The organism is Pedobacter sp. GW821-FHT01D05 (assembly GCF_059422505.1).
Map to the genome: position 1 here is coordinate 162,929 of NZ_JBWKXA010000006.1, position 26,986 is coordinate 189,914.

Genomic DNA, 26,986 nt, shown 5'->3' on the forward strand with positions numbered 1-26,986 from the left:
TGTTAATCAAATGTTGGTTTTAGTACTTTTAAGGTTCTGAGTAAATAAAACAGAACCCACATAATTACGTATCCCCAAAATATATTGTTGAACATAAATTCGAAGTTATTTCCCCGCCAAAGCCCCTGAAAGATGCTATTGAACATAATTACACAGCCTAGCTCGTAACCTCCAAATATTTGTTCAGACTTATCAGAAAGATGTTGCACCAATATCCCATAAAGCAGCATGAAAAGAAATACTCCAACAATACCCCAACTCAGATAAGCATCAACTACTGGCCGTGTTTTGGCAGAAACCGTTGACATTTTATTGGCAACACCTGCATCATAAACCCGCTGCATAGAAACAGTTTCCATATTGGGTTTGCCAGACCAAAAAATCCTTGGAACAAGGCCTTCAAAAGAATCTTCAACAATTTCCCAACCGTAATAAGGATGATGACTAGGTACAAAATCTGCAAACTGGGTAAACATTTCGATCTCACTTAGCCTTCTGGTGAGAAACCCCCAGTTTGTATCTTCAATTTCTTCTACATTATCTGAGTTAAAGGTTTCAAAAGCTTGGTTTTGTGCCTCTTCAGCACTTACCTCTCCTCCCCAGCTTTGTCTGACAGTGTTGTTATAGGTAGGCAAGAAATACAGTAATACGTAAGTAACGGGGATGGCCAGATAGAGTATCAACTTTTTAAAATAAGGAAAAAATACGCAGGCCAATATGATAACATTGGTAATAATGGGTTCCTTAAAGCCAGAAAGTGATGCATGGATAAAGTTAATGGTAAAGATTGTGGCTCCAATGGCTAAATAATTAAAGTTTTTTTTAATAAATCCTTTAACAAATAATACTGCTGCGCAGGATATTCCTATAAGCGTAAGTGGAAGGGCAATCTGGTTAAGTCCCGGAAAAAATTGGCAAATAGAGCCTAATCCGAAGACTATAATACTGAGCCAGATCAAAAAATCATCATCGAAAGCTTGGGTACTTTTAAGTTTAATTTTATGTTTCTGAACAATTAGCATTCCTGTAACCAAAGCTGCATGGGCGAGTAAACTCATCCGCTGGCAGCTGGCAATAAGTACAGTTTGTTCGTTTTCTTTAAACTGGGCACCGTAATTGATTTCAGTAAGGTAGCGATAGCCCAAATGATCCATAAAATAAAATATGGAGGTGGTACACATAAAGCCTGCAAAAATGAGCTGGGTAAGAAAAATTGGCCTCATAATTTGTTTATGGATGGGTAAATCGCGATTAATAATAGCGGCGGGAGATAATATAGTGGTATAAAAGATAAATAATGAGCCAAACCAGGCCACAAAATACGATATAATCGGACTATTGATTAATAAATATGATACCAGAACCGGGAAGTATAAGGTTAAGGTGAGTTTGGTAGGGTTGTTATTTTGCATGGTTCTTATAAAAAGTATCTACCATTACTTTAACCTGGTTTTCGAACGACCAACCTTGAATAATTTGTTGTGATACTATCCCCATTTGAGTCAGTTTTTCTTTACTATTTGTAAGTTCGGTTAGCTTACGTACAAGATCATCCACATTACCTGATTCAAATATTTGACCATTAATTGATGGGTTTACTAAATCATTGGCACAACCAACCTGTGTAGAAATCAAGATGGCTTTTGCAGCAGCCATAGCCTCATTTACAGCTAAGCCCCAGGTTTCACTGATGGATGGTAAACAAAATAGATTGCAGGCCTGATAAATTGCAGGCATTTGGGTTTGATTTTGGAAGTTGATAAAGTGAACATTTTTTAAATCTTTAGATTCAGATTTTAGGTTTTCTTCTAAAATCCCATTTCCAACAAACAACAAATGTATATTAACTTTTTTTATTGATTTAAATGCATCAAGCAATAATAGCGGGTTTTTTACAGGCTCCAGTTTGCCGGCAAAAAGGATTAAAATTTCATCATTTTTAATGCCCAGTTCGATTCTTAGTTTTTCTGCTTCCTCATTTTGGATTGCAGCAAACCTTTTATTATCTATGGCATGTGGGGCTACAATCAATTGTGATTTCTCTAAACCATACTTTTCAAAATATGCTTGGTTGGCAGTGCCTACACAAAAGGCCACATCAATATTGCGATAGGCCCATCTAAGAAAAACACTCCTAAAAAAGGCTTTTAATTTTTGTTGATTGTTTAATAGTGTGGAATCGCCCCTGAAATAAACCGGGATTTTGCCTTTAAAAAAACGCATAGCTTTTAAATGGCTATGCCAGGCCCAACCATAAATTAAAATGGCATCGGGGTTATAATCTTTAATTTCCTTATTTAAAGTTGGATTAACAATTCCTTTAAAGCGATGCGTGCCCTTATTGCTTGCTGTATTTTTTAGAAATGAATATTCATATCCTTTTAACAGTGGTAAATCCCATTCAATCTCCCGGCCAAAGCCTTTGTCGAATTTATTAAGTGAATCTTCACCCCATGTATAAAAAACCTTAAGTTGTAGTTGCTTTGCTAAAAGCTGAAACACAGGCGCATAATATTGAATCGGATGGGTAGTAATGATGGCCAGTTTTTTACCCATTTGGAAGTGCTAGAATATTACCCGATACCATCTTTTGGAAATTACTGATGGCTTGAAGGCCATCGTTATAAATGTACTGAAAATGATAGCCCAATGAAGCTAACAAAACGAAAATATAATCTTCTGATCGGCCGGTTTTTTGATGATAATGTTTGTCGTATTCAAATATAATTTTTGGTTTGTTGTTTTTGATGGTTTGTAATAGGCCATCAATTACGAAACTCTCATAACCTTCTACATCAATTTTAATAAAATCAACACGGTCATTGTTGATAATTTCGTCGCCTACAAAACAATTAACTGATATATCTCCATTTTTATCAAATAAATTATAAGCTCCTGGATTTGGGCTGCTTACATCAGCAGCGATTAAAATCAGCTCGTTTTTATTGCTCAATGCAATATTTTTAGCAGTAATGTGCTTAAAATTATTTAGGCCAATGTTGAAATTTAAAGCACTGTAATTATGTGGTACAGGTTCAAAAGCGATTACATTTCCACTGGTACCGGTTAATTCTGCAAAATAGAGTGTATGAAAACCGATGTTTGCACCAATATCCAAAATGCGATCTCCCTTTTTAATAACTGATTTAAAGATTTTTTTAATAGCAGCTTCGTAATTACCAGTGTAAATAACTTTAGCGCCTATCCAAGTAGAAGGATCACAGCAGATCTTGAAATCGCCTTCTATAGGTTTTACAATAATGGGCCGCTTATCAAGCTTGTTATGGGTAAATAAATAATTGAACAATCGGTCCTGACCTTTAAAAAGTGGTCTGTGTAATATAAACTTATAAACTTTCTGCATCATTTAAACCACCTTGTTAAATAATTCTACCTGTCTTTTGGTCATGTAATATGCCGTATAATGTTCAAATTGTTGCCAGTTTGTTGTGGGCGGAATTTGTTTATAAACGCTTTGGAGGTAAGATAACATTGTTTCAAAAGCCTTGTCTGCTGGTTCTTCAATATTAATTAAATGGCCTGCAGTACAATCTTTTATCATTTTAGCCGCATTACTATCTTGATGTAAAACAGCAAGCAATGGCTTTTTCGCCAATATATAAGGATATAATTTTGAGGCATTATATGCTGCCTGGTTTGATCCTATTATAATTAAACCATCTGCATTTTGTAGATTTTTAATGCTTTGATAGAAACCTATTCTATCGGTGTATTCAGTAAGGTAAGTATCAATATCTGCTACTTTGGCTTCCGGAATAATTGTTGGCACACCTTTACCTTTTGGTGCATAGCTAGTGCCTATAAAATGCATCTGTATATTGCAAAACAGTTGAGGTTCTGCCGCTAACCCCTTTTTAAAAGCTTCTATTAAAGTTTTTAATGCAGGTTTCATATCATTTCCACCTCTTCCTATGTAAATTAAATTAATACGGTTTTTTTTCGTATCGAAAACTAAAGTGAGTGCTTTGTCGTTTTTTTTGGCAATTTCAAAATCAATATCAAATGCGCCGAAGGTAATAACGGCACTGGGTTTTTCTTTTAGCTGTGGATACCGTTCTTTAAGTGTATCAATATAACTTCTTGATACACTGATTAGCCCATCGGCTTTTTTCATTGCAATGGGCTCTAAGTATTTATTTAGCCGGTATGAAAACCAGTATTTTTTAGGCTGCTCTATTTTGGGCAAATTCTTGTAATAATCGGTATGCCATGGGTCTTGCATGTCTATTATATAAGGTACACCGAACTTTTTTTTCCAGTAAGGGCCTAAAATGCATAGGGGAAATTCGGTAGTTGAAAAATAGATCAGATCAAACTTATTTTTTTGTAATAATTTATTCACTTCATTTTTATAAAACCACATAGCACGCAAGGCTACGCTACCCAAACCAAACTTGCTTGTCCATTTTTTATCAAGTGCTTTTATTTTATGAATTTTAACTTCAGCAGGAAGAGATTGTAATAATAACGGATCTTGAACCACATCAAGATAGCTTTCTTGAACAACAACAACTTCTGGTTCCCAATCAAATTTTTTAAAATAAGATAAACTCATTCTAATGCGATGCATATCAGCTGTATTAGCAGGCGGAAAGTATGGAGATATAATGAGTAGGCGTTTCAATTGAGTTTAAATAGCTGTTGAACGGTAGTTAAAAATTTTTGTCCTTCAATCTCCCAATTTAGCGCCTCATCAGCATATTTTCGCGCTTGTTTTCGATGCTCGGTTAATAGTGTTCTATTTTCGGCATACGTTTTTAAAACATCCGCTAAAGATTCAGGATTATTTTTCTCATAAACTAAACCCATATCGGGGAATGCTTTTAAAAGTTTCGTTTGTGCAGTTGTATCTGATGCAATAATAGCTAAGCTAGATTGGATGTAGGTGAATATTTTATTGGTTAAACAAATATCACGGTTTTTAGGTTGGTTAGTTTCTGTTGCCAAACCGATATCAAACTGATCTGAAAATTTATAAATATCATCAGGAGCAATTGGAGGATAAAAAATGATCTTATCAGGGGTGAAATTGTTTTTACTAGCAAGCGCTTTAAATAAGGTTATCATTTTTTCATCGTGCGCCCCCAATAAATGGAGCTCAATATCGACATTCTTTAACAAACCAAGCGCAGCAATAACAGTCTCAAGGCCTCTGTTCTGTCCAATTGTTTGTGAAAACCAAAATAAATTAATTTTATCGGTTAAGCTGTTTCTTTGTTCTAAATTTTGTTTCGGAAAAACGTTTAGAATTGTAGTTGGATTTAACCTCTGGTAAATTTGATGATAAGCTTTGCCGATTAAAGGACTGGCTGTAGTAAAATAATCCAGTTGTGGCAGGTATTTATCTTCTATAAATGTTTTTAACCGCACATCATGGCTTTTTTCATTGTTGCTTACCTCGTTGCGATGAAAATCTTCGGCATCAAAACCGCATTTAGCCTTGTTTTTTTTTGCGGCAAGATAGGCCGCAGGAAGAGCGGCCAAGTTGTGTGCAAGGTACAAGTTGGCCGGGATGGTCATCGCTTTTCTGGCCAGGTTATAGGTGCACCGTCCAATTGCGCGTTCGGCAATACCATTTTTAAAACCCATTGTGGTAGCAAGAAAAATAGCAATTTTTTGTATGAACCGTGTTTTCCAATAATCGTATTTTTGCGTTTTCGGGCTGCCGCCCACTCTTATACTTTTCCATTTCTTGGTTGGAAGCAATCGGTTATCGTATTCAGTTCCCCAATCATTCCAAAATTGATAAACTACAGTTACTTCAAAACCGGCATCTGTAAGCGCATCAGCTTCTTTTACCAATCTGGGATTTAGCGTGGGTTGACCTGAACTAATTAAGACAATCATTTAGCTAAAACTTCTCCTTAATTGTTGGATAGATTTTGTAAATAAAATCTTTATGAAAATCATATCCAGTACTATGTACGTAATGCTCGCTGGTAATTGAATTTCCCTTATTGCGTTCCTTTTTGGCAAGATCGTAAGCAATAGGCAATTGTTTATAACCACCTTCATTAGTGGCGTACATTGCAAATAAGGTTTGTTCAATGTGCCATGATTGCAATGATTCGGTCTCGGCTGTAAGAATTTCTTCTATGAAATTAAAAAAAGGCAATTTTTCAAATTGATGGAGAAATAAGCCACAGTTAAACATTTTTAGCATAGGACTTTTAACGTACTTGTTAAGCGTTTCTGGTGAAAAGGAGTATGCATCAACAATATCTTTGTTAAAACAGCCTTTAACATCTTTTTTCTCTATAATATCTAAAATTTCTTCGGGTTTTTTAAAGAATAGAACGTCAGAATCGAATTGAAGTAAAAATGGCGATTGGTTATCAATAACAGCATCAAATAACCTCAATGCAAATACATATTTTTTTCTTAGTTCTGCTGATTTTACGAGATTGTTCTTCAAGAGGAATTGATCAATCTTATCATTTTGTTCTATTTTTTTGAATATTTTGATGCCTTTAAATTTCTGTTGTAAATATTCAATTTCATTGGCTGTTAAAGTACCATCCTCATGATAATGCAGGTTAAAATTTCTTTCCCAGGCACTGAAGCTATAAATGGCTGCAACTGATTCTAAAAAATGCCGGTGCCCTGATAACATGCAAACTGTAAGTTCGGTTGGTTTTGTTTGTAACTCAATAGGGTTTAACCGCTGAAGCAAACTTTTAAGTTTCTTTTGGTAATATGTTTTTAAAACTTTTTCCGAAATTCTATGGTAATATTGAGGATTGTCAAACCTTAATTCGTAAACAATCTTTTTATATATCTTTTTGATCATATCAGTGACAAGTATCTTTCGGCTATTATTTGCGTATTAAATCTTTCTTCTGCGTAAATTCTACAGGATTTTCGCTTTATCGACTCAACTTTTTCTATTGCGCTTATCATTTCCTCCTTATTATTAACCACGAAGCCATTTATGCCATCGGCTACAATTTCAGGAACGGAGCCTCTGTTAAAGGCAATTACCGGGGTTCCACAGGCCATGGCTTCAACCATAACCATCCCAAAAGGCTCATCCCATTCAATTGGAAAAAGAAGCGCCTTTGACTTCCCCAGGTAGTGGTTTTTTTCATCATCGTTTAAAGGACCGAGGTAAATAATCTGTTTACCATCAAATTTTGGCTCAATAAACTCTTTGTAGTATAAATAATTATCAGGAGTGGTTGGAATATTCCCACCTATATATAACTGGTTACCGGTAGAGAGGCAAATATTAATGGCCGTATGTAAGCCTTTAACTTTATCCATTCTTCCTAAAAACATAAGCGGAGCATAAGCTTTTACCTTTTCTTGTAAGTTGTACTTTTTAAAATCTATCGCATTATAAACGGTTTTCCAGTAACCTGTAATATTTCCTGTTGACACACAATAATTGCTACAAGCCGTAAAAGTTAAATTTTGATGCGGTAGCCGTGTTATTGCACTGATACCTTTTTGGGAAACTGGTCGGCCATAAGTCATTATTTTTTTTACCTTTTTGTTGATTATTGGAATGAGATAGGCTAACCGACCGAAATTATGAATCGCATCAAAATCATTCCGTTTCTGGTAGAGGAAAATCCAGGCTTGAAGAAGTTCTTTAAATTTTTGCCATTTAGAACGATTCAGGTCATTTTTTCCGAAGCTATATGTATTTCCGGATATATTGGAGTTTGGTCCGGCAAGCAGGCTTACTGTATGCCCTTTTTTTGCATATTCTTCTGCAAACATATGCACCAAACGTTCATGTCCGCCATAAAGTGGGGGAGGTACAGGTATTCCAGGATCCATAATCAGTAATATCCTCATATCACTATTCTTTTTGTCTCGGTTTACAAAACCAATGCTCTTCATGATCGATGGCAATTATCTCATAGCTATAAGCTAATGAAAATAAAAAATCTTTGATCATTTTAACCGAATGATTAAAAACGGGAAGAATATCTGGATGGACGCTCAAAAGTAAGTTGGGCTGATGTTTCAATATAAATTCTTTGGCCCCGGTAAGTACATAAAATTCTGCGCCTTCTACATCACACTTAATCAGTACGGTTTGTGTAATTTCTTCCTCTTTAAAAAGAGTATCTATGCTATTGGTTGGGATTTCTTTATCGTGAGTGTGATCTAAATTGATGTATTTTGTTGTTCCGGGTTTACCACTAAGTTTTGCCGAAGCAAGTAAAGTATTTGTATCGTGAATAGCCGTTTGGACATCAAATCCTGTTGTCGATTCTGCCGAAACGAAACCATATATTAAGTTTAATCTGTTTCCTTTGGCAAATTGAGCCATATTTTTGGTTGATTGTAAACTTTGCAGATCTGAATCAAATGCGATAACGGTTGCCTGTTCTGAAGCAAAAAGGCAAATGGCAGAAAAATAACCTGTAGAGCAACCTAAATCCAGTATGAGTGCTTTTGGATTTGATTTAACCCAATTGATGAGAAAGGTGGTATGCTCGGGTTCATAATCTTGCCATTGGGTAGAGGTGTAAGCAGGCGGTAAATTGATTGTTATTTGCCTGTTGATTTCGAACTTAACACCATTTGTATAGTGAAGTAAATTTAAAAATTGGTGATAAGGCTTTCTAAGAAAATCCCAAAACCAATTGTATTTCTCCAAAAGTGGGGCATGCCTAATTTTAAACGCAATTTTTCTTAGGGTTTTACTCATTCAAGCTAAATATTGGATAAATTATAATGATAAACTTCGTGAATAATATCAAGCATTCTGCTGGTACTTTTTTCAAGACTTAAATTTTCAATCACGTAATTTCGTGGATGATATTCGTTATTCAATGCCTTAGCATAAAATGATTCAAAGTTATTTTCGAATTCGCTCAGGTTTTGAAATTTGTCGCCACACAAACTATCGAAATATGGTACTGATGAGGCTTCTACAACCTCTTTTTCACCCCATTCTAATCGGTTGGGGTCAAGCCATTTTCCCATATCCCAGGCAAAAATTGGAACATTCATACACATGGCCTCTTGATATGCTATTCCTTGGCTCTCATGTTCGCACAGAAAGATCATTCCAACGCTTTCAGCAAGTAGTTCTTTATAATCCTTAAGCTGATAGCTGCCATAGGTAATCACCTGATAGTTTATTTGATGTGCGGCTAAATATGCCAAAATTGGATGAAGCAGATTTTCTGTATTCTGCTCCCTATCCCAAAGAAATTTAACATAAATGAGCAAATGGCTTTTAGTAACGTTTGGTTTTGGTTTCCAAAAATCGGTATCGATGCCAACAGGCCAAATTTTGCAACTGTTATTGCCAAAATAACGATTATAGAGTTTCGAAGTCCAGGTAGAGTGCTGTAAATAAGCAACAACCGGATAATCGTTAAAAAGGGTAGGCCATTGCGCAGGATGTGTCATTAAGCCAATACCTGCAATTATTTTATTTGGTTGTTGGTAACCTTTAAACACTTCTTTGCCAGTGCCCAAAACTACAATATAATCAGTTGGTTTAATTTTGTGAAAAGGTAAATTTTTTTTATACCCAATGTTTAATTTTTCAAAACCTTTACACAAGTTGAGAAAGACCAATTCCAAGCTTCCCGTTTTCCGAGGTAGAATATAGTTTCTAATCTTTTTTAAAAAACGGTCTCCAAAGAAAAAACGATCTTTTAAAGGTTCTTTTTTGAAATAAACCAAAATTCGATTTTTTATCACGATGGTAAGGGATTTTTTTTGAACACCTGATGAAGTATCTTTCTATAAATTGATAGTATAGTTTTGCAACAAGTATAGATAGTGAGATTTGAATAATAAAGCAGACAAACGGCGAAATGCCAAGTGCCATTAATGGATTAATTGTTAAACCTGCAACAAGGATATGCGTAAGATAAAGCGAGTAAGAAATTTGACCCAAAAAGAGCCCGATTTTTTGCTTAAACGGTTTAAAAAGTAAAACCGACGCTACTGTTGGGATTGAAATTAAGGTATATCGTATTGCGACCAAAAATGACCATTCAATACACAATACAAATAAAATTGTGATGCCTAGTGTAAAATTAACCAAGCGTTTATACACCATAAACATGATGGCACCAACAATAAAAAAAGTTAAATTTTCAATTATGAAGCTTCTGCCATCACCAAATTTGATGTAGATAATAAAATGGAATAATATTACCAATATAACCAAGGTAATTAACGGTGAGATTTGTTTAAACAAAGGAAACAATAGCCCTAGTAGAATATAAAATTGCATTTCTATGCCCAAGGTCCAAAAAAGTGTATCATACCAATAAGCACCTTTTACAAAAGGAACAAGATAAAACAGGTTGAATATAAAGTTTTTAATACTGAAGTTTTCTAACTGTAAAATAAAGATGCTTAGTATCAGCACAATAAAATATGGAGGATCTATGCGTAGGTTTCTTTTAAACAAAAAGGTAAAAAAGTCCTTTAACCGGTAGTTATTCTTGTAAAGTGAATAGGGAAGTACGAAGCCTGATACTATAAAGAAAACATAAACCCCTAATTGGCCTCCATTTATTAGTTTATCAATAACAGGAAATTGGGTATAGCCACTAAACATTTGTAAATGAACAAGACATACCCCAATTGAGGCAATACCTCTCAACAACTCAATATTCGCTATTCTCTCTTGGCTTTTAACTAACATTTAGCTGTATTTAATTTTACTGCTCAGTTTATGCGATGGTTTTTCAACTAATAAATATAAAATCCAAGCGGCAAAAACTGCTGTAACCATTCCTGCAGCCAGCCTTAAATACTCTGAGTGGCCTAAAACCGGAACATGCCGAAAAATGGCTACACCAACCCGCCCTAAGTGCCAATGAATAAGGTAAAGCGAATAACTGATGGTTCCAAACCAAAGCATGAGCTTACTGCTGTAAGTATTGGTATTAATTTTAATATATAAAATAAAAAGCACCGTAAGCAATGCTACAAGAGCCTCTAGAATACCATTGTTGTAACATGTAAAAATTAACAAAGTAATTGTTGCCGGCCAATATACAGTTGAATCTATATTCAAAACCACCTTTCTAAATAAAAGTATACCCATGGCAAACAGGCTAAACCATGCTGGCAAAAAATGTGGCGACGAAACAAATGATAATGCCAAAATAATACCGATAAATAGGAATGGCCATACATTGGATGGATTAGCGATAACACTAAAACATAAGGCTAATAATAAATAAAATTGAAATTCGATGGCTAAAGTCCAAAATACTGGGGATGCAGCTTCATAACCCAATATGTAATTTAAATAACCCAAATGAGATAGTATGGTTGCCCAATTTGGAATGGGTTGTTTTGCCGCAATCGTTAACAAAATAGAAACGATGATGGTAACAAAATAAGCAGGGTCGATCCGGATGATCCTTTTTAAAATAAATTTAAAAAAGCTTTCAATTTGATATTTCCGCTTATGCATACTATATGGCAGGATAAAGCCGCTGATTACGAAAAAAATTTCTACGCCTAAATAACCCCATTTTCCTGTGTTTGCTGTTTGTGCTGATAAACCGGAACTTCCTGAAAGATGGAAATAGGTAACAGAAATGGCTGCAATCCCTCTGAGTATATCGATGTTTTTTAATCTCAAGGGATTATTGTTTTTCTTTGACGCTGTATAATTTTGGCTATAGCATTTGGAATGGAATGCTCGTTAAGGGCTACCTGTTGAGCATTTTTTCTGAGTTGAAAACGCATATTCACATCTTCTTTTAACCAATTTGCTTTTTCTATTAATTCGCTGGTGTTTTTATAAACCAAAATGTCTTTTCCAACATCATAAAGCTCTTCCAATCCAGCGGTAAATTCTGTTAAGTAACATGCGCCAAGCATTGGTGCCTCGATATCTCTTAACCTCGAATAAGTATTTGGGTGCCGTAAGGGGAAATTAAAACTAGGGTAGCGGTTTATCCCCAGCGTAATCATACTATCTTGCGTAATGCGGACATAATTTTCAAAATTTATTTTGCCATTAAGATGGCTTTTAAGGTTATTGCTGCTGGAAGGTTTGAAATTTCTTTGCTGCAATTTTCGTATATACGCTTTTAAGCCATATCTGGTTAAGAAACTGTATTGGAAGAGTAGCTTTTGAGCTACCGGATAATGAAGCGGTTGATTCACTGGCTTTTCTTCATTTGGCAACCAGCCTGATCCATATACTTCAAATGGAAAGTTAGTTTGTGTTAATTCCTCTAAGAGTAATAACCGTTGTACATCATATGAGCCAATAAACGAAAGTTGTCCCGTTTCAGTAGTTGTAATGTTTCTGTGGCTAGGAGCTACCCACATGGGCATGGGTAAATAAATATAATCGAAACCAGCTTTCTTATACATGGCAATAGCGGCATGCTCAGGTACCCAATTAAGATCGAATATGCCAAAAATTGCGGGGACCGCACTAAACTCCCTTACATGGTCGCAAAAGAAATTTACGCAATAAACCCCTAGTTTTTTAATCTCCGAAATGGCTTGCTCATCTATTTGCTGTGGATATAAATAACTTAAGAATATAGCTGGTTTAGTGAGTTTTATTTTATGAAGTGTTTTTTCCCAGCTGGTGGATTTCCACTTGCTTAATTCTTCCTCAGACTGTGGTACAAGCCCCCTGGCCCAATCTACATCCTCACATTCAACCCATTCGTGTGCTCCCTCGGTCAGACCATTTTTGAGATAATATTCCCAAAAACTATACGCTGATATGGGATGCTGATGTTTTGATTGTAAAAAAGAAAGGAAAATCTTCACGGTTGCTTTTATCTGAAAAACTTTTGCAAATTCAATGCGGTTTTCCACCCCAGATACCTGGCAATTTTTTGAATAACCGGGCCACCTATGCTAGGCACATATTTATTGTTTTTTACTGTAGGTAAGGCCTGTAAAGCTGTTTTATAGATATCGGGATATTTTTGATAGCTATTTACTACAATATCTAAAATTATTTTATAAGTGGCCAATTTTGCGGCCTCAGATGAGTTCACGCTTAATAAATGATCTGTTTTTAGTGTTGCTGATAATAATAAGCTACGCAATTTTTCTTCAGAATCTAATCTTGATAGGGAAGGAAGATATTGTTTGCGATAATAAACAAAAATATCAGGGCAATAAATAATCCCTTTACAGTTTAATATTATTCTTGCAAAAAACTCTCCATCATCATCAGTCGTCAATGTTGTATTCCATCCACCTGCAACGGCAATAAGTGATTTTGGAATTAACCAGGCATGGGTAGCAACCATCGAACCGAATGCTGAATAGCCACCCCAAAGTTTAATTAAAAATTCATCTTTTTCAGTAGTGCTCTCGTAAAAATTGTCTTCGTAAGCACTTGGTCGAAGGTTAGCAATATTGTCTGAATCATAAAAATGTATGGTGCTGCAATTGGCAATATAGCCTGGTTTTTCTAGTAGTACCTGGAGCTGATTTTTCAATTTATGTTCACCAAGAAGGTCATCTGCATCTAAGAACTGGATAAAATTTCCTTTAGAAATCGAGAGCCCTGAATTTCTGGCTGAGGAGGCTCCTTTCCGGTTTTGCGAAATGATATGTATGCGTTCATTTTCAAATTTCATGGCCACTTTTAATGAATCATCAGATGAACCATCATCAACAATAATAATCTCGAGGTTTTGATGAGATTGAGCCAATACCGATTCAATACATGCTGATAGATAGGATGCACCATTATACACAGGGATAATTACCGAAACTAAATCAGATTTCATCAGCTTGATGGCTATTAAAAATTTGAATCCACCTGTCTCGGTTCAATGTGTTGGTTGGTATGGTATTATTATGGAAACAAGGTTGTTTTAAATATTCAATATAGAGCTCCTGGTTATTATCAATTTCAATGATCCGATCAATCAGATCTGAAAAATCGAGATTGTTATATTGTAATTTCATTTTCAGTTCTCTTCCAATTGCTTTCACCTTCCTTGTTAGGCGATGGATAGGACTTTTAAAAAATTGCGGCCTGATATCAACAAAACTTTGCTGCGAAGAACGCTCAAGCATCGAAACCAATTTCCCTTTCTGGGGTTCAATAAAGTCGCCAACATTGATAAAACTTTTCGGATTGAATACTTGGTTAATGTTTTCATCACCGCAATAAACAGGTAAACTATTTAAAAGCATGGCATCATAAAGCTTCTCGGTTTGGTATCCTGGATAAGCATAATTTTCAAAAGCGATTGTAAATTTATATTCGGATAGAAATTGACGTTTTCTTTCCCAAATATTCCCTTTGTACAGTGCATCAATAGAAGCCATATTGTTCATTGATTTGCCCGGAGCATCTATCTTTTTATATTTAGAAAGTTGTTTGTAAAACTGCTCCCGATAGGCTACCGGGTTAGAATACAAAAAATTGCAAAATTTATTTTTCTGTTGGAGGATTAAATCTATGTCATTATCTGTTAACGATTTTAATAAAGATTCGGGTGCCAAACCATGCCATTGAATCCGCTTGTATTTAGGGTTTTTTACTTCATTTTCATCCGGAACACCAAAAGCCCACTCACAATGGCTAAAATCTGGTGTAATATTTTCGCAAAAATAGCCTACCCTGGTATAATTCCCTTTTTGAGGAATATCATTTCCATATGGGCCGAAAATGATAAATTGTGGCTCATCCGATTGCTGAAAATCAAAATGATCATCAAGTTTCTCAATGTCAAAAACCTCTTTTTTGAAAGTTTCAAAATCCAAGCCATTTTGTAGCCTAACTTTTATTGTTTTTTTTAAAACCGGCTCAGCCAAACTTTGCATAAAGAATTTTTAACTTGTATTTAAGCCGTTCAAACAGATAAACCATCAAATTATGATGCTGCCATTTATATTTGTACAAAGCGAAACTGATATATTTGAGGTAGGTTTTTTTATAATCACTTTCGTTGGCCAGGGTTTCGCTTGTTAGATGTGTTACCCGGGCATCCCGGATAAGGGCATTTTTGATTTTATGCTTTTGAAGGGTGAGCCTAAAGTCGTCATCGCAGAACCAAAATTTGAATCGTTCGTCGAATAAACCAGTCGATTTAAAAATTTCTCTTTTTACAAGAAAGCACCATCCGGTGAAAATTATTCCATTTTTGTAGCCATAATTTATAGGTTTTTTTTCTACTTCAGTTTTTTCAGAGTGAAATTTTGGACAAAATAATCCAAAACTTTTTATTGTTGGGTCTACACTAATACTTTCTAAAATAGCTGTGGCCCAAGCTTTATGAAAAATAAGGTCGTTGTTGCAAAAACAGATCAATTCGTTTTGAGTTGATGCGATGCCTATATTTAAATATTTATGGAAACCAAACCCTTGGTTTGGGTAGATTGTTTTGCTCTCTGGATATTGAAATGGTGCCAGTAATTTATTTGATTCGATAACAATGATATTGAATTTGATAAGATCTGGATCTTCACTTGCCAGCAAAGATCCTATAGCCTCGAGCGTTGTGTTTTTCAACGCTTCATTTTTGGCATAGCTTAAAATAATAATGTCAATATTTGTCATTTACCTTTCTGGCTACTGTGGCATATTGCTGAAACTTTGTGTCTTCAAATTTATTGTACGTGATTAGGTTCAGTATACTGACAATAAATTTGAACTTTGGTGATAATGATTCATTAATACCTACATGCTGTATTACTTCAAAGCCTAAAGATTGATACATTTTTTTTATGCTTTTTTTTGTGAAAAACCTAAGATGGGTTTTATCCATGATCCCTGAATTTTCATATTGAAATTCGCCAAGATAGAAAAGGCGGTATAAATAAGGTGCATGCCTTATATTTGGTATTGAACTTACAATTACGCCGTTTTCCTTTAAAAAAGCCTTACAATTGATTAATGTAGCTTGCGGTTCGGCTAAATGCTCCAGCACATCATTAAATACAATGCAATCGAAGTGGTTATGTGGTAATTTACTTTCAGCAGTAAACAAGCTATTGTCAAACTGATCTAGTCTTTCAGTTGCTGATTGACTAAACCTTCCGTCAGGCTCAATACCGAAATAGGTACAAGGGATATTTTTTTTAACATAAGCCCCAAAAGAACCATCTCCACAGCCAACTTCTAAGATGTTTGCAGCATCTTTTGGTATAAACTGCAACATTTCTTCTCTTGCATGTTGAAAATAGCTATCTTCCTTAGCTTGATAATCAGTTTTACTGTACATTAATAAAAAGTTTCATCTGCCGTAATTTCCTTTTGGTTAATTACCTGATAAAAATCGTTGTAAATGGCCTGTAAATCCAAATTAGAAGTTTGAATCCTTAAGCTGGCATTTTTGCTTTCTTTTTTTAGCAGCTTACCTGCAAATATCTTCGTTTTACTCCATAAACTAATATCATTGCTATCGCCCTCATATTGGTATAAAAATGCACCAATCTTTCCTTCGTTTTTTAGGATATCTTTAGATGTAAGTGATGTGATGTTGGATGGCGTTCCTACGCCCATTGCCATATAACCAGTATAATAAGTGATATTACATTTTAAATAACTTATCCGCAGTGCGAACTCCCAATCAAGCATTACAAATTGAGTATTGTACAAACCGGTATAGGCTAATGCTGATTTTCTGATCATGAGGTAAACATCGCTGAAACTGAAAGATTTTGTAGATCCATTTTTCCATGCAGAAAATTGTTCAAATCTCGAACTTGGTTCAATTAATGCAGGGTTTGATAAATTAACTGAAAGTGCGTTTGAAATACAAAAGTCGATTTCGGGATGGGCAAGCAATTGATTTTTACATTTTCTGATGGCTTCAAAACAAAAAACATCATCATCAATAATTTTTTTGAGTAAAATTCCCTTTGCCATCATCATTGCCTTATTCCAGCCATGTGCTTGGTTTTTATCCGCTTCGATTAAGAGCTGATGGATCTTTCCTTCCTTCAATAGCGCTTTAAGGTATTCTCCAGTACCGTCAGAGCTGTGGGCATCAACAACTACAATTTCTTCATCCGGTAAACAATTTTGTATCAAATGCGCCAATGTAATTTTAAGATAAGGCAGTCTGTTTTTAGTAGAAATGAGATAAGAGAGATTAATCATTTTGTTTAATAGACAGGATGGTTTTATAAATCCGGTTAGTTTTGAAATTATTTCTTAAAAAATCGACGCCAAGAATGTACCATCCCCTTAGCCTGATTGCTTCTGTATTTCCTTCATCATTTCCAACAATCTTATTAAAATAAACGATGTTGTATTTTATCCATCTGCCAAAGTTTAAAAAGCTTTGTTGTAGCCAATAAAACTTTCCAATTTTTTGACCGTTCATTACAAGCTCGTAAATATGCAGGGGGATATATGCCGCGGTAAAACCATCATGTAATTTTTTGAGATATGCCCAACGGAGTCTTGAGTGGGTTAAAAAATGCTTAAATGTTAATTCATCGGTAAATAATATTTTATGGCCCAATAACCTAACCCTTAAACAGATTTCAGCATCTCCTCCTGAGGATAAGCTAACTCCTTTTCTATCGTTTAAAATAAGTGGTACAGCAGTAAATCGATCGCTTACTATCACACTTTTTCTAAGCGCCATGCCTGCTCCATAAACACTATTTAAATATTGCGTTTGAGGTGCTTGTTTGCCCACTGCATAGCCATGATAAAATTGATCAAACCAGTAAGGTTTCTCTTGCTCAAAAACTGCTGATCCGGTACCACCCAATATGGCTAATTCTGGATCCGATTCAAAATAAGAATAAGCAGTTTCACTGTATGTTTTATCCAACCAATTGTCATCATCACAAAAAATCAGGTAATCATATTTGGCATTTTCAATACCTTTTTTTCTTGCATGGGTGAGTCCGGGATTTGGCTCATGAAAAAAAAAAGCTTCAAATGGTTGGTTTAACCTACCCCAAATTTCTTGGGCACAGATTAAGGTCTTATCAGTCGAATTATTATCCACTATAATGAGCTCTATCCCCTGAACATTTGCCGTTATCTGGCCAGCAAGATGTGCTAAGGTTTGCTGTAGCCTATCAACACTGTTATAACAACAGACGATGATTGATATTCCTTTCATTTAATTAACCGGGTATTTCATTGCAAATGTTAGTTTTTTGCAAGTTTTGATAACTTTTGCTTTATATAGCGCATGATGCTGAACGGCATATTTACACCTAGTGCTACAACTAAACTTCCCAATTGAACAGGAATATTCCACTTGTGTAATTTGAGTAGTGTATTTTGGGCAATATATAATGGCGAATACATATTTTCTCCTCCAAAATGAAAGAGTATCGGTTTGATAGGATGTTCTTTTGTTTTCAACGCAGCTGCAGAATTGTAATTAAAAGTCATAATACCCTTAAGTACATTAAATTTTTTAGGCGGTTTTTCAGTAGAGAAACCGGCTACAAATTGCCCATCATCATCAATAGGCAGCTGCTGGTTGGAAATCATTCCGATTGAAACCATGTCTTCTTCATTTTTCCAATTGTTATGGATTCTACCAAATCCATATTCATCATAACGTTCAGAAATCTTTCTGGCTTTATTAAAGATTTTAGTAGTTAGTTCTGTTTTTTTAAGAAAATACAGACCACCGTTAAACAGAATAGAATGGTCGATGCCAAACTCTTTTCTAGCAAAATCAGCCTGATCTCCCCAATAATCCTCAATGGGATGAAGTTTTCCGAGCACGGTCACATCCATTTCTTTACAAGCATCAAAAATCGGGGTCAAATCTCCAAAACAAAGCATGTCCGAATCAATGTATAAAGTTTCGTCGGTTTGTAAAAAAGTATCAAGGTAAAGTTTGGTCTCAATAAATAGTTTGGCAATGTGCTCTTCTACCTCAATAAAATGAATGCCTCTATATTTTTTTTGCGGGATAATATTTGTTGCAATAAAAATAGGCAGCTCAGGGTTATGCAGTTGAATGGAGGCTGCGCAACTTAAAGCAAAGTTTAAATATTTCTTAGTATTTGTACCAACTAGTATTACGGATCGGCTTGCCATTATCTAAATTTACTTTTCTATCATAACTTTAATCAGCATCCATTAGGGTCCAGTTTGATGGATAAATTTCTGGAGGTACTGTTTTTTGAATGTGGAAACCTAAAAAGTATTTCGGGCAATAAACCATTTTGTTGGGGTTTGCGTTTAACCAAGCCGCCCACCAACTAAACGTACTGTTCGAAATAACACATATATCGGCATTTAACATATGTTGAAAATCGGTAATTTCATTAGCCTGCGAGATATATTTGTTTTTTACATAACTAAATTCTTCTGCTACGAATTTTGGATCATCGCTGATAAAAACAAACAGTAAGTTGTCTTTTTCAAGTTTAGAAATGATGTTATGATAATAATCTCTGGGAAGTGAAAGATCTGGTTTTCCTAAGTTTAATTGCTCGAGTTGTGTATAATCCGTTCTCCTGATATGAAATGTTGCTATTTTCTTGCCACTAAAAATAGATTTATAAGTTCGTTCATATGTTTTTTGTACCGTTGTTCTAATGGTAAACAGTTTTCTGATCTCTTGTTGATATTCCTGAAAGTAAATTTCTGATTGAAAGTAACCATTATATTGAATATCGTTTTCTAAATTTTCTAATACTTTATATGGATAAATATCGAATCCAAAACGTACTTCTTGCTGTAAAGAAACAGGTTTCAATGCTTTTGAAAAAAATCGTTTAAGGTGAATACTGAAAATGCTATTAAAACCGGTTATGCTAAAGATATAACGGCTTAGTAAGTTGGTTAAAGAGGGCTCAAGTGTGAAATAGGAGGGAATTAAGAATTTTTCTTGACTAAGATCAATGAAGTATTCAGTTTTTAGTTTTTTGGCCGTGCTATAAGCAAAAGCGTATTGAAAAAGTTGATTTCCGAGTCTTCCCTGTAATAAAACGCCTATCAAATTTTTGAACTTTTATATGTCGATAGTATTATTAACGCCATTGCTGATGTTGCCTTAAGAAACCATCCTTTTTAACGAAAACAACATCACACTGCGCAAGAGCTCCATCATATGGCCTGCGCGAGAACCCTGCGAAATCGTAAATAACATAATTTTTTTTACTCATAAAATCAATCACTTCGTCGAAAATTGGCATACCTTCAAATTTGAAAAGCGCTACTTCCAGTATAAATACATCTGTTTTTCCAAACAAGTTTGATGCGCCTTTAAGTGCTTCAATTTCAAAGCCCTGTACATCTAACTTTACCAAATTTGGTATATCAAGCTTATGGGTATTGATTAATGAATTTATTGTTTTAACCTCAACTTCCCTTTTTTCTGAGGCATAATCAAAGACTTCAGCTTGCAAGGGAATGAAAGAGCTTCCTGCCATATCCGCCCAAATGGTTAGTGTAAGCTTTTTATTCTCGCTGCCACAACCACACAAAAAATACCTTGATCCTTCATTTTCAGTACAGAAATCTTTTAAGTATTTTTCCATTTCTTGCTGCGGTTCTATTAAGATAAATTTCGAATGTTTAAAAAGCTGTTGTGTGGCTTTACTCCATTCGGCATTGTTAGCACCTACATCGAAAATGGTATCTGCCCTAAAGCCCCTACTAATTAAATCTTCCATTACGGAACGAAAACTGCTGTGTGGTGGCTTACTGGCAGAACCAGCAATAAATGGCCTTTTATTAATTAAGTCGTAGCCTAATTTATTTAGGAACGTTTTAATTATCCGTTTCACGCTAAGAGATGTTAAAGGCATTTATTTTATCAGAAATTTGAATTACATTTTCTTTTGTTAGCGAATTCGAGATCGGTAAACTTAAGGTGGTTTGATGTATCAACTCTGAAATAGGAAACGATAAACCTTTGAAAAATTTTTGATATCCTTTTTGATGGTGCGGTGCTACAGGATAATGAATTTCAGTTTTAATCCCATTTTTAAATAAAAATAACTTCAGCTCGTCTCTCTGTTTAAGACGTAGGTTAAAAATGTGGTGAACATCATAAAAACCTTCCTGCCTTACCGGCAATGTTAATTGTTTATTACTTATGGAACTGAAGTAGGCATTGGCCAGTTCTTTTTTATGCTGATTTGATTGATCTAAATCTTTAAGTTTAATTCTTAAAAAAGCTGCTTGTAGTTCATCTAATCTGCTATTAACACCAACATAATCATTATAATATTTTTGGTGGGAGCCGTAATTCCTGAGTGCTTTTAATGTTAAAGCCAATTCCTCATCATCCGTAACGATTGCTCCAGCATCTCCCAATGCACCAAGATTTTTTGTTGGGTAAAAGCTAAAAGCGCCAAATTTGCCCCAGGTACCCACTTTTTTTTGGTTAATGTGCGCTCCGTGTGCCTGTGCACAATCTTCGATAACAGGGATTTGATAGTGGTTGGCAATTTCCATTATCTTTTCCATTTCACAAGATTTTCCATACAGATGCACTACCATTAGTGCTCTGGTATTTTTGGTAATATATTGTGGAAGTAAATCGGGGTTAATATTGTAAGTTTCTATTCTGGGCTCTACCAATACAGGTTTTAAACCAGCGTTAATGATGCTTAAAATCGTAGCTATATAGGTATTGGAAGGTACAATAACCTCTGCGTTTTTTGGAAGATTTAATGCTATTAACGACAGGTAAAGCGCGTCTAAACCTGATGCAAGCCCGATACAGTATCTGCTGCCGCAATAGGAGGCAAATTCATCTTCGAAGAGGCTTACCTGCTCGCCCAGTACATACCATCCTTTTTTTAAGAAATTATTAAAAACAGCAGCAAATTTCTCCTGATAAGGTTTATTTACCAATGCAAGGTTTTCGTATTCAATCATAAATAAGGTTCGTAAATGTAATCAGATGCGTCGAAATACTCAGAAGCGAGCACCATCAATATTGCATCTTCGCTAAACTGATCCATTTTATGCCAATCTTCTTCTTTAATAATTAAGCATTTATCAGGCGCATCTAATGTAAAGTATTCACTCACATTACCGTTGTTGTTAAAAATCCGGCAACTTCCTTGGATGCAAATAGCAGCCTGTATAGTTTTATAATGTCGATGTCCGCCCCTTATTGATTTATCAACACCATAAATATAAAAGATCCGCCTGATATCAAAAGGTATATTTTTTTCAATTACAGTGAGGTTTCCCCGCTCATCGGTAAATGTTTTTAAATCAATTAAATAAGCCATTTTTCTTTTTTAAAAGATATCTGTAAACCCGCTTGATATAAGTTAGGTTAAAAAAGATCACCATTTGAAGGATATATATTGCACCCAATTCTCTTTGCCACATAGTAGAAAGCAGGGAGCTGGATTGGGTAGGGGAATTGTACCGGATAACTTGATTGTCGCTCACGGTTTTAATAAATTTGCTGTTCTTTTTCAGGTCTAAAATATAAGTGCGATAAAGCTTTCTAACTTCCCTGTTAACTTTTGCCGGCCCGTATAAATTAATACCGTGCGCAATAAAATGATCATATATCCTTAAATGATGAAAATGATAATAAATTAGGGGCTGGCCATTTACCAATAATTTTCCTTGTTTTAAGTGTAAAGGGGTTTCGTTTATATTCCAGGGTGCTCTTCCAGCGGTTTTTAAATCAATATCGCAAACGTTTTTAAAATCTATTTTCCATCTGTCCAAATATTTCTGGTCGGCAAAATAACCGGTAACAGGATCAAGAACATCTTTACACCATGTTAAACACTTTTTCATCCAATCTTGGAGCAAGATTTTGGCATCTGTTGTGTTTGGAAAAGACTGGAAACTAACATTGTACCGGCCATAGTTTTCTAAAAATAGAAGGTTAGAAGAAAAATCGTGCGGTGTGATGAGTATGTCGTCTTTTTGAAAGTGGGTTAAAATTACCGATGGATTAGAAAAAAAGTAAATATCAGCATCAAGTGTTGTTATTCTTTCGCAATCTGGATAGGTTTCTAATATATAAAATGGTAAAACTGGGCTTAAAGTAAAATAGTATTCGACCTTATTCCTGTTGTTTTTAGCGATTAATAAATCGGGATATTTTTTTTCTATTTCAGGCAATGAAATAACAACAAGCTGAGGGTTATTTTGGTTGTAAAAATAGCTTGCGGTTTCTTCATCTAATGCTAAAATGTAAAGCTGATAGTCCTGCTTCAAAACCCGGGTTAACGAATCAATTAAACATAAGCCCCTACTTAAGTAATTGATATCGAAAAGAGTGGCAAAGTTCATGGTTTTTTAATAGCTTCAATAAATAAAGAATCCGGTTTTCGAACTTCACCGTCTTTCCCATCCAGTTCATAACCTACCCAATTGGGAATATTGCTGGTAAAGGCGTTGGTTACGGTTACATTTGAGAATCCTAAAGTTTTAAGTAAATGACTTAAAGAATAGCGGTCGTACATCCATTGGTGTATTTCGCCTCCTAATCTGAAACGGCCAATTTGTAGTGCTGTTTGATCCTGGGCTTTCATTTTGAATGGATTTAATCTTCGTACCACTGCTTTTCCCAAATCGATCAGTGATCTTCTTTTTTTTGGTGATGCTGTAGTTACACCGTTAACAACGTAATTTCTTAAAGCTTTCCCCTCTTCGCCAATGCGTTGGAAAACAAATGTTTCATTTATGATCTCATCCTGAAAGAGATAATTAGCCATGTTGCCGCCACCGTAATTTCTAACGGTTTGATCGTACATCTCCAATAACATCCATTCGTAGTTGGCCCTGGTTTGTTCATTTTGCTCATCTTGCAGCCCGCTATCCAAAAATTTAAGGTAGTTTCTTGCAATTTGCTCCAGATCGGGAACCGCAATTCTGATAATACCATTTGGCGCTAAAACCCGGTAACATTCGGCTAGAAATTTAAAACCATCAGGCCTGGTGAAGTGTTCAAGGACATGAGAATGGTAAACAACCTCAAATGATTCATCTGGCATTGGAATTCCTTTTAGTAAATTATGCGGAATCACATGTTTATCCGTACTGATAAAGTCCAGATTGGTCCATATTTCGTCGGGCGAAAAATGATTTCCGCATCCTAGATTTAGATATGCCATTTTTTAAGTATAAATCCTTCCCAAATTAATTTTTTATTTTCAAGCATTGATGGTGGCATGAAACCATTGTCGAAAGCACCCAAAAAATCATATGTTTTTTCGAAGTGTGCCAATAATTTTTCTTTATTAAAGAACCAGCAGGGATAGCTTGCTTCATGAATTTCTGCTGGTACCTGTTGAAGACAGATCATATCTTCGTGATCTATAACGATGGCTGTGCGATCGAAAATAATGAAAGGTATTTGATAAGAAATAAATTTATCAACCCATTCGTAAGGGTTTTCCAGGTATTGTAAAACACTACTTAATATTAAAACATTGGGTTTTTGTTCTTTTAAGCAATCTTCTATGTTTGAATAAAATTTTAAATCTTCATTTTCAAAAAAATGTTTTCCCGCTTCAACAAAATGAGGTTGTTCAACAATGCACCAGGTTATCTTTTTTACATCTTGAAGGAATTTTTTGTTCTGATAATAGGTTGATCCTAAAGAGCCACCAAAATCAATGATGCAAAGCTCATTGTTATTGGCAAGTGCAGCTTTTTGTAAACCTGCCAAAAGCCCCCAACTGTATTGAATTTCGTCAAAAATAACAGAATCCCGTTCGTATACTGCTTCGCCATTACGGACCTTTAAGAGCGCATTTTTGCATTTTTCTAAAATATTTTGTGCATCATATCCTGTTGATGCTTTTTTTGCTTCTTCCCAGCTCGGGTAGGGTGTAAACCATGCAAATTCGGTAGTTTTTTTAAGTTTCCTAATCATTTTAACTAAATGCTTAGGAACAACTTGTTTGAGTATTTTTCGGGTAGATTTTTTAAAGTCGTTTTGGTAATGCTTATAAAGCTTAACAAAATATGCCCTATTTATTTTTACTGGCAATTTATTGCCATAAAAATCACCTTTACCACTATACCCCAACCTCATTGCTTTTAAAACCTGAGGATCTATTTTTACCTCCTGTTTTATCAAGTCTATTTTATTTTGCAATAGCGGAGGTAATACATTAAAGGTAGAATGGGTTGCATCATTTAAATAGAGGTGTTGGGAGATAGATTCGTTTGGATACAGCGTTAACCAATCATTTAACACACAAGTTGCTGTCCATTGAACATCCCATGCAGAAACCGCATTATTTATTTGTGCGATTAATAATCCCTCCATATCAAAAGCACCGTTACTGTTGAATTTTTTTATCAGTTTTTTGCTTTTTAGTTCATCCAATAATTTTTGCCCATTATATTCATAGGCACTCCATCTATAACCCCAGGTAGCCCAACCTAAACAATCTGGATATGGTAAAAAGAATGATTTTGGATATTTAGCACCATTGGCAAAAAAATTACATGCCCCGATTGATGAAACTTTTGGATGATTCTCATATAGATTTAAAGCATCATTCATGAAATCTAAAAAGAATGATGAAATGATTAAGTCGTCTTCTAAAACGATAATTTTACCGTGTTTATTGATTACTTCAGTTACGCCTTTAATGATTGAGGGTGCGCAACCCAGATTCGTTTCAGCTTCTACGACATGGGTTTCTTTACACCAATTTTTACTTTTTACAAATTCTCTTACAGCGTTAATCTTCTTAATCTCGGTTGAATCAGCATTTTTCTTGGCACCGTCGCAATAAATATATAAAATTGAGTGTTTAGCAAGCTGGTTTGCCATCAAAGAATCGAGCAAACGTTCGGTGTTTAATACACGGTTATAAACAAATAATATGATTGGGGCCAGCGACATAAAGTTAATTATTTTAAAAACGATGGTGCAACAATAGATCCATGCTGGGGATAGAACGGAATTGTTCTATTGATCATTGGCGCCTCAAATATTTCAAATCCCAATTCGTTAGATACCCAATCAAATACCTCATGTTCGCCAGCGCCTAGCCAAGCCTCCAGACCGTACTGATCGGGAATTAAGTTGCTTAGTTGCATCTGGCATTGGTATGTTTTCGGTTGACCGCCGTAAAAAATAAATTGCTCTAAAGATGGGTATGCATGTAAAATGATGGCTCCAAGACTATTTTTAATGCTGAAGTTTACAAATGCCGGTGGGAAATCTATTTGGCTATCAATGGTAAATTTAATGTGTAAGGTTAGGTTTGGTTGTTCACCTTCCAGTTCAATTTCTATTCTTGAAAAAGAAGGATTATAAGGTTTTTCCTTCCTGACCCATAAACTGCTTAAATATTGGACCTGATTTTTCTGATAATATTCTACAGCCTTGTTTATAACAGAAACATTGGCCATTACACCTTTTTCGAGTACAATTCCCTTAGTACATAATTCAAGGATAGCATGCATATTATGGCTTACAAACAATACCGTTCTTCCTTCACCCTTGCTCACTTCTCCCATTTTGCCTAAACACTTCTTTTGAAATTCTGCGTCACCAACAGCAAGTACTTCATCTACGATTAATATTTCACTTTCTAAATGTGCGGCAACGGCAAAGGCCAAGCGAACATACATGCCAGAGCTGTATCTTTTTACTGGTGTATCTAAATAACGTTCTATACCTGCAAAATCTACAATCTCTTCTAGCTTACGTTGAATTTCTTTTTTACGCATGCCTAAAATAGCGCCATTGAGAAATATATTTTCACGACCACTAAGTTCCGGATGGAAACCTGTTCCAACTTCAAGCAGACTTGCTATTCTTCCTTTGCCCGATATTTTACCGGTAGTAGGAGCGGTTACTTTACTCAATATTTTGAGCAACGTGCTTTTGCCGGCCCCATTTCTACCAATAATACCTACAGCATCACCTTGTTCAATTTCGAAATTAATATCTTTTAAGCTCCATACAACATCGCTTTCACTTTTGGTATTTTGGTCATTACTTTCCCCGATCCGCAAAAATGGATCTTCTTTACCGCGGATGCGTGCATACCAGCGCTCCAGATCACGGCTAATTGTACCAGTGCCAATCTGACCCAGTTGATATGCTTTACTTAAATCTTCTACTTTTATAGCGATATTTGACAA

The 26,986-nt window shown here is 35.2% G+C and carries 27 protein-coding genes; all 27 read right to left on the minus strand.

All coding sequences use genetic code 11. From position 1 onward, the window contains the following. Window positions 1-2 precede the first annotated feature (2 nt). Genes AC07VK_RS20330 through AC07VK_RS20460 form a run of 27 tightly spaced genes read right to left on the minus strand, consistent with a single transcriptional unit; the run spans window position 3 to window position 26,986 of the window. Window positions 3-1,412 carry an exosortase Y-associated Wzy-like protein gene (locus tag AC07VK_RS20330; protein WP_492955502.1) on the minus strand — a complete coding sequence of 470 codons (1,410 nt, stop codon included), beginning with the start codon at window positions 1,410-1,412 and terminating at the stop codon, window positions 3-5. Continuing rightward, entirely contained in the window at window positions 1,402-2,556 is a 1,155-nt protein-coding gene (locus AC07VK_RS20335; protein WP_492962970.1) for a glycosyltransferase family 4 protein, read from the minus strand. Before AC07VK_RS20335 ends, AC07VK_RS20330 begins: the two co-directional genes overlap by 11 nt. Then, a complete protein-coding gene (locus tag AC07VK_RS20340; RefSeq protein WP_492955500.1) occupies window positions 2,549-3,367 on the minus strand; it encodes an FkbM family methyltransferase in 819 nt (272 codons plus the stop codon). Before AC07VK_RS20340 ends, AC07VK_RS20335 begins: the two co-directional genes overlap by 8 nt. Beyond that, window positions 3,368-4,591, minus strand: a complete 1,224-nt coding sequence (locus AC07VK_RS20345; RefSeq protein ID WP_492962968.1) for a glycosyltransferase — start codon at window positions 4,589-4,591, stop codon at window positions 3,368-3,370. Window positions 4,592-4,641: 50 nt separating this feature from the next. Beyond that, a complete protein-coding gene (locus tag AC07VK_RS20350; RefSeq protein WP_492962966.1) occupies window positions 4,642-5,868 on the minus strand; it encodes a glycosyltransferase family protein in 1,227 nt (408 codons plus the stop codon). Between the two features lie 4 nt (window positions 5,869-5,872). Next, window positions 5,873-6,811 (minus strand): hypothetical protein, encoded by a 939-nt coding sequence (locus AC07VK_RS20355; RefSeq protein WP_492962964.1) that lies wholly within the window; start codon window positions 6,809-6,811, stop codon window positions 5,873-5,875. Continuing rightward, window positions 6,808-7,824, minus strand: coding sequence for a glycosyltransferase (locus AC07VK_RS20360; RefSeq protein WP_492962962.1), 1,017 nt, complete (start codon window positions 7,822-7,824; stop codon window positions 6,808-6,810). The genes AC07VK_RS20355 and AC07VK_RS20360 overlap by 4 nt, the downstream gene beginning before the upstream one ends. A gap of 4 nt (window positions 7,825-7,828) precedes the next feature. Beyond that, complete coding sequence (locus AC07VK_RS20365) at window positions 7,829-8,686, minus strand: FkbM family methyltransferase (protein WP_492962960.1); 858 nt, start codon at window positions 8,684-8,686, stop codon at window positions 7,829-7,831. A 5-nt stretch (window positions 8,687-8,691) separates the two neighbouring features. Next, a complete protein-coding gene (locus AC07VK_RS20370) occupies window positions 8,692-9,573 on the minus strand; it encodes a glycosyltransferase (RefSeq protein WP_494939819.1) in 882 nt (293 codons plus the stop codon). Window positions 9,574-9,604: 31 nt separating this feature from the next. After that, window positions 9,605-10,651, minus strand: a complete 1,047-nt coding sequence (locus AC07VK_RS20375; RefSeq protein ID WP_492955493.1) for an acyltransferase family protein — start codon at window positions 10,649-10,651, stop codon at window positions 9,605-9,607. After that, window positions 10,652-11,602, minus strand: coding sequence for an acyltransferase family protein (locus AC07VK_RS20380; RefSeq protein WP_492955492.1), 951 nt, complete (start codon window positions 11,600-11,602; stop codon window positions 10,652-10,654). Next, entirely contained in the window at window positions 11,599-12,804 is a 1,206-nt protein-coding gene (locus tag AC07VK_RS20385) for a glycosyltransferase family protein (RefSeq protein ID WP_494939820.1), read from the minus strand. The genes AC07VK_RS20380 and AC07VK_RS20385 overlap by 4 nt, the downstream gene beginning before the upstream one ends. Continuing rightward, the gene (locus tag AC07VK_RS20390) at window positions 12,765-13,733 is read right to left on the minus strand and encodes a glycosyltransferase family 2 protein (RefSeq protein ID WP_492955490.1); all 969 of its coding nucleotides are present in this window, start codon (window positions 13,731-13,733) and stop codon (window positions 12,765-12,767) included. The genes AC07VK_RS20385 and AC07VK_RS20390 overlap by 40 nt, the downstream gene beginning before the upstream one ends. Then, window positions 13,723-14,778: a glycosyltransferase family 10 domain-containing protein gene (locus AC07VK_RS20395; RefSeq protein ID WP_492962954.1), complete on the minus strand. Its 1,056-nt coding sequence runs from the start codon at window positions 14,776-14,778 to the stop codon at window positions 13,723-13,725. Before AC07VK_RS20395 ends, AC07VK_RS20390 begins: the two co-directional genes overlap by 11 nt. Continuing rightward, window positions 14,762-15,514: a glycosyltransferase family 2 protein gene (locus AC07VK_RS20400; RefSeq protein WP_492962953.1), complete on the minus strand. Its 753-nt coding sequence runs from the start codon at window positions 15,512-15,514 to the stop codon at window positions 14,762-14,764. The genes AC07VK_RS20395 and AC07VK_RS20400 overlap by 17 nt, the downstream gene beginning before the upstream one ends. After that, window positions 15,501-16,178, minus strand: a complete 678-nt coding sequence (locus AC07VK_RS20405) for a class I SAM-dependent methyltransferase (protein ID WP_492962949.1) — start codon at window positions 16,176-16,178, stop codon at window positions 15,501-15,503. The genes AC07VK_RS20400 and AC07VK_RS20405 overlap by 14 nt, the downstream gene beginning before the upstream one ends. After that, the gene (locus tag AC07VK_RS20410; RefSeq protein WP_492962947.1) at window positions 16,178-17,059 is read right to left on the minus strand and encodes a glycosyltransferase family A protein; all 882 of its coding nucleotides are present in this window, start codon (window positions 17,057-17,059) and stop codon (window positions 16,178-16,180) included. Before AC07VK_RS20410 ends, AC07VK_RS20405 begins: the two co-directional genes overlap by 1 nt. Then, on the minus strand, window positions 17,052-18,041 hold the full coding sequence (locus tag AC07VK_RS20415; RefSeq protein ID WP_492955485.1) for a glycosyltransferase: 990 nt from the start codon (window positions 18,039-18,041) through the stop codon (window positions 17,052-17,054). The genes AC07VK_RS20410 and AC07VK_RS20415 overlap by 8 nt, the downstream gene beginning before the upstream one ends. Before the next feature lie 29 nt (window positions 18,042-18,070). Beyond that, the gene (locus AC07VK_RS20420) at window positions 18,071-18,979 is read right to left on the minus strand and encodes a hypothetical protein (protein ID WP_492962945.1); all 909 of its coding nucleotides are present in this window, start codon (window positions 18,977-18,979) and stop codon (window positions 18,071-18,073) included. A gap of 28 nt (window positions 18,980-19,007) precedes the next feature. Continuing rightward, window positions 19,008-19,886, minus strand: a complete 879-nt coding sequence (locus AC07VK_RS20425; RefSeq protein WP_492962943.1) for an alpha-1,2-fucosyltransferase — start codon at window positions 19,884-19,886, stop codon at window positions 19,008-19,010. Between the two features lie 31 nt (window positions 19,887-19,917). Further along, window positions 19,918-20,676 (minus strand): FkbM family methyltransferase, encoded by a 759-nt coding sequence (locus AC07VK_RS20430; RefSeq protein ID WP_492962941.1) that lies wholly within the window; start codon window positions 20,674-20,676, stop codon window positions 19,918-19,920. A 1-nt stretch (window position 20,677) separates the two neighbouring features. Continuing rightward, window positions 20,678-21,775: a DegT/DnrJ/EryC1/StrS family aminotransferase gene (locus tag AC07VK_RS20435; protein WP_492962939.1), complete on the minus strand. Its 1,098-nt coding sequence runs from the start codon at window positions 21,773-21,775 to the stop codon at window positions 20,678-20,680. Next, entirely contained in the window at window positions 21,772-22,137 is a 366-nt protein-coding gene (locus tag AC07VK_RS20440) for a sugar 3,4-ketoisomerase (RefSeq protein ID WP_492955480.1), read from the minus strand. Before AC07VK_RS20440 ends, AC07VK_RS20435 begins: the two co-directional genes overlap by 4 nt. Beyond that, window positions 22,121-23,164 (minus strand): hypothetical protein, encoded by a 1,044-nt coding sequence (locus AC07VK_RS20445; RefSeq protein WP_492955479.1) that lies wholly within the window; start codon window positions 23,162-23,164, stop codon window positions 22,121-22,123. Before AC07VK_RS20445 ends, AC07VK_RS20440 begins: the two co-directional genes overlap by 17 nt. Next, window positions 23,161-23,988 (minus strand): class I SAM-dependent methyltransferase, encoded by an 828-nt coding sequence (locus AC07VK_RS20450; RefSeq protein ID WP_492955478.1) that lies wholly within the window; start codon window positions 23,986-23,988, stop codon window positions 23,161-23,163. The genes AC07VK_RS20445 and AC07VK_RS20450 overlap by 4 nt, the downstream gene beginning before the upstream one ends. Next, window positions 23,976-25,736 (minus strand): TIGR04325 family methyltransferase, encoded by a 1,761-nt coding sequence (locus AC07VK_RS20455; protein ID WP_492962937.1) that lies wholly within the window; start codon window positions 25,734-25,736, stop codon window positions 23,976-23,978. Before AC07VK_RS20455 ends, AC07VK_RS20450 begins: the two co-directional genes overlap by 13 nt. A gap of 8 nt (window positions 25,737-25,744) precedes the next feature. Further along, window positions 25,745-26,986, minus strand: coding sequence for an ABC transporter ATP-binding protein (locus tag AC07VK_RS20460; protein ID WP_492955476.1), 1,242 nt, complete (start codon window positions 26,984-26,986; stop codon window positions 25,745-25,747).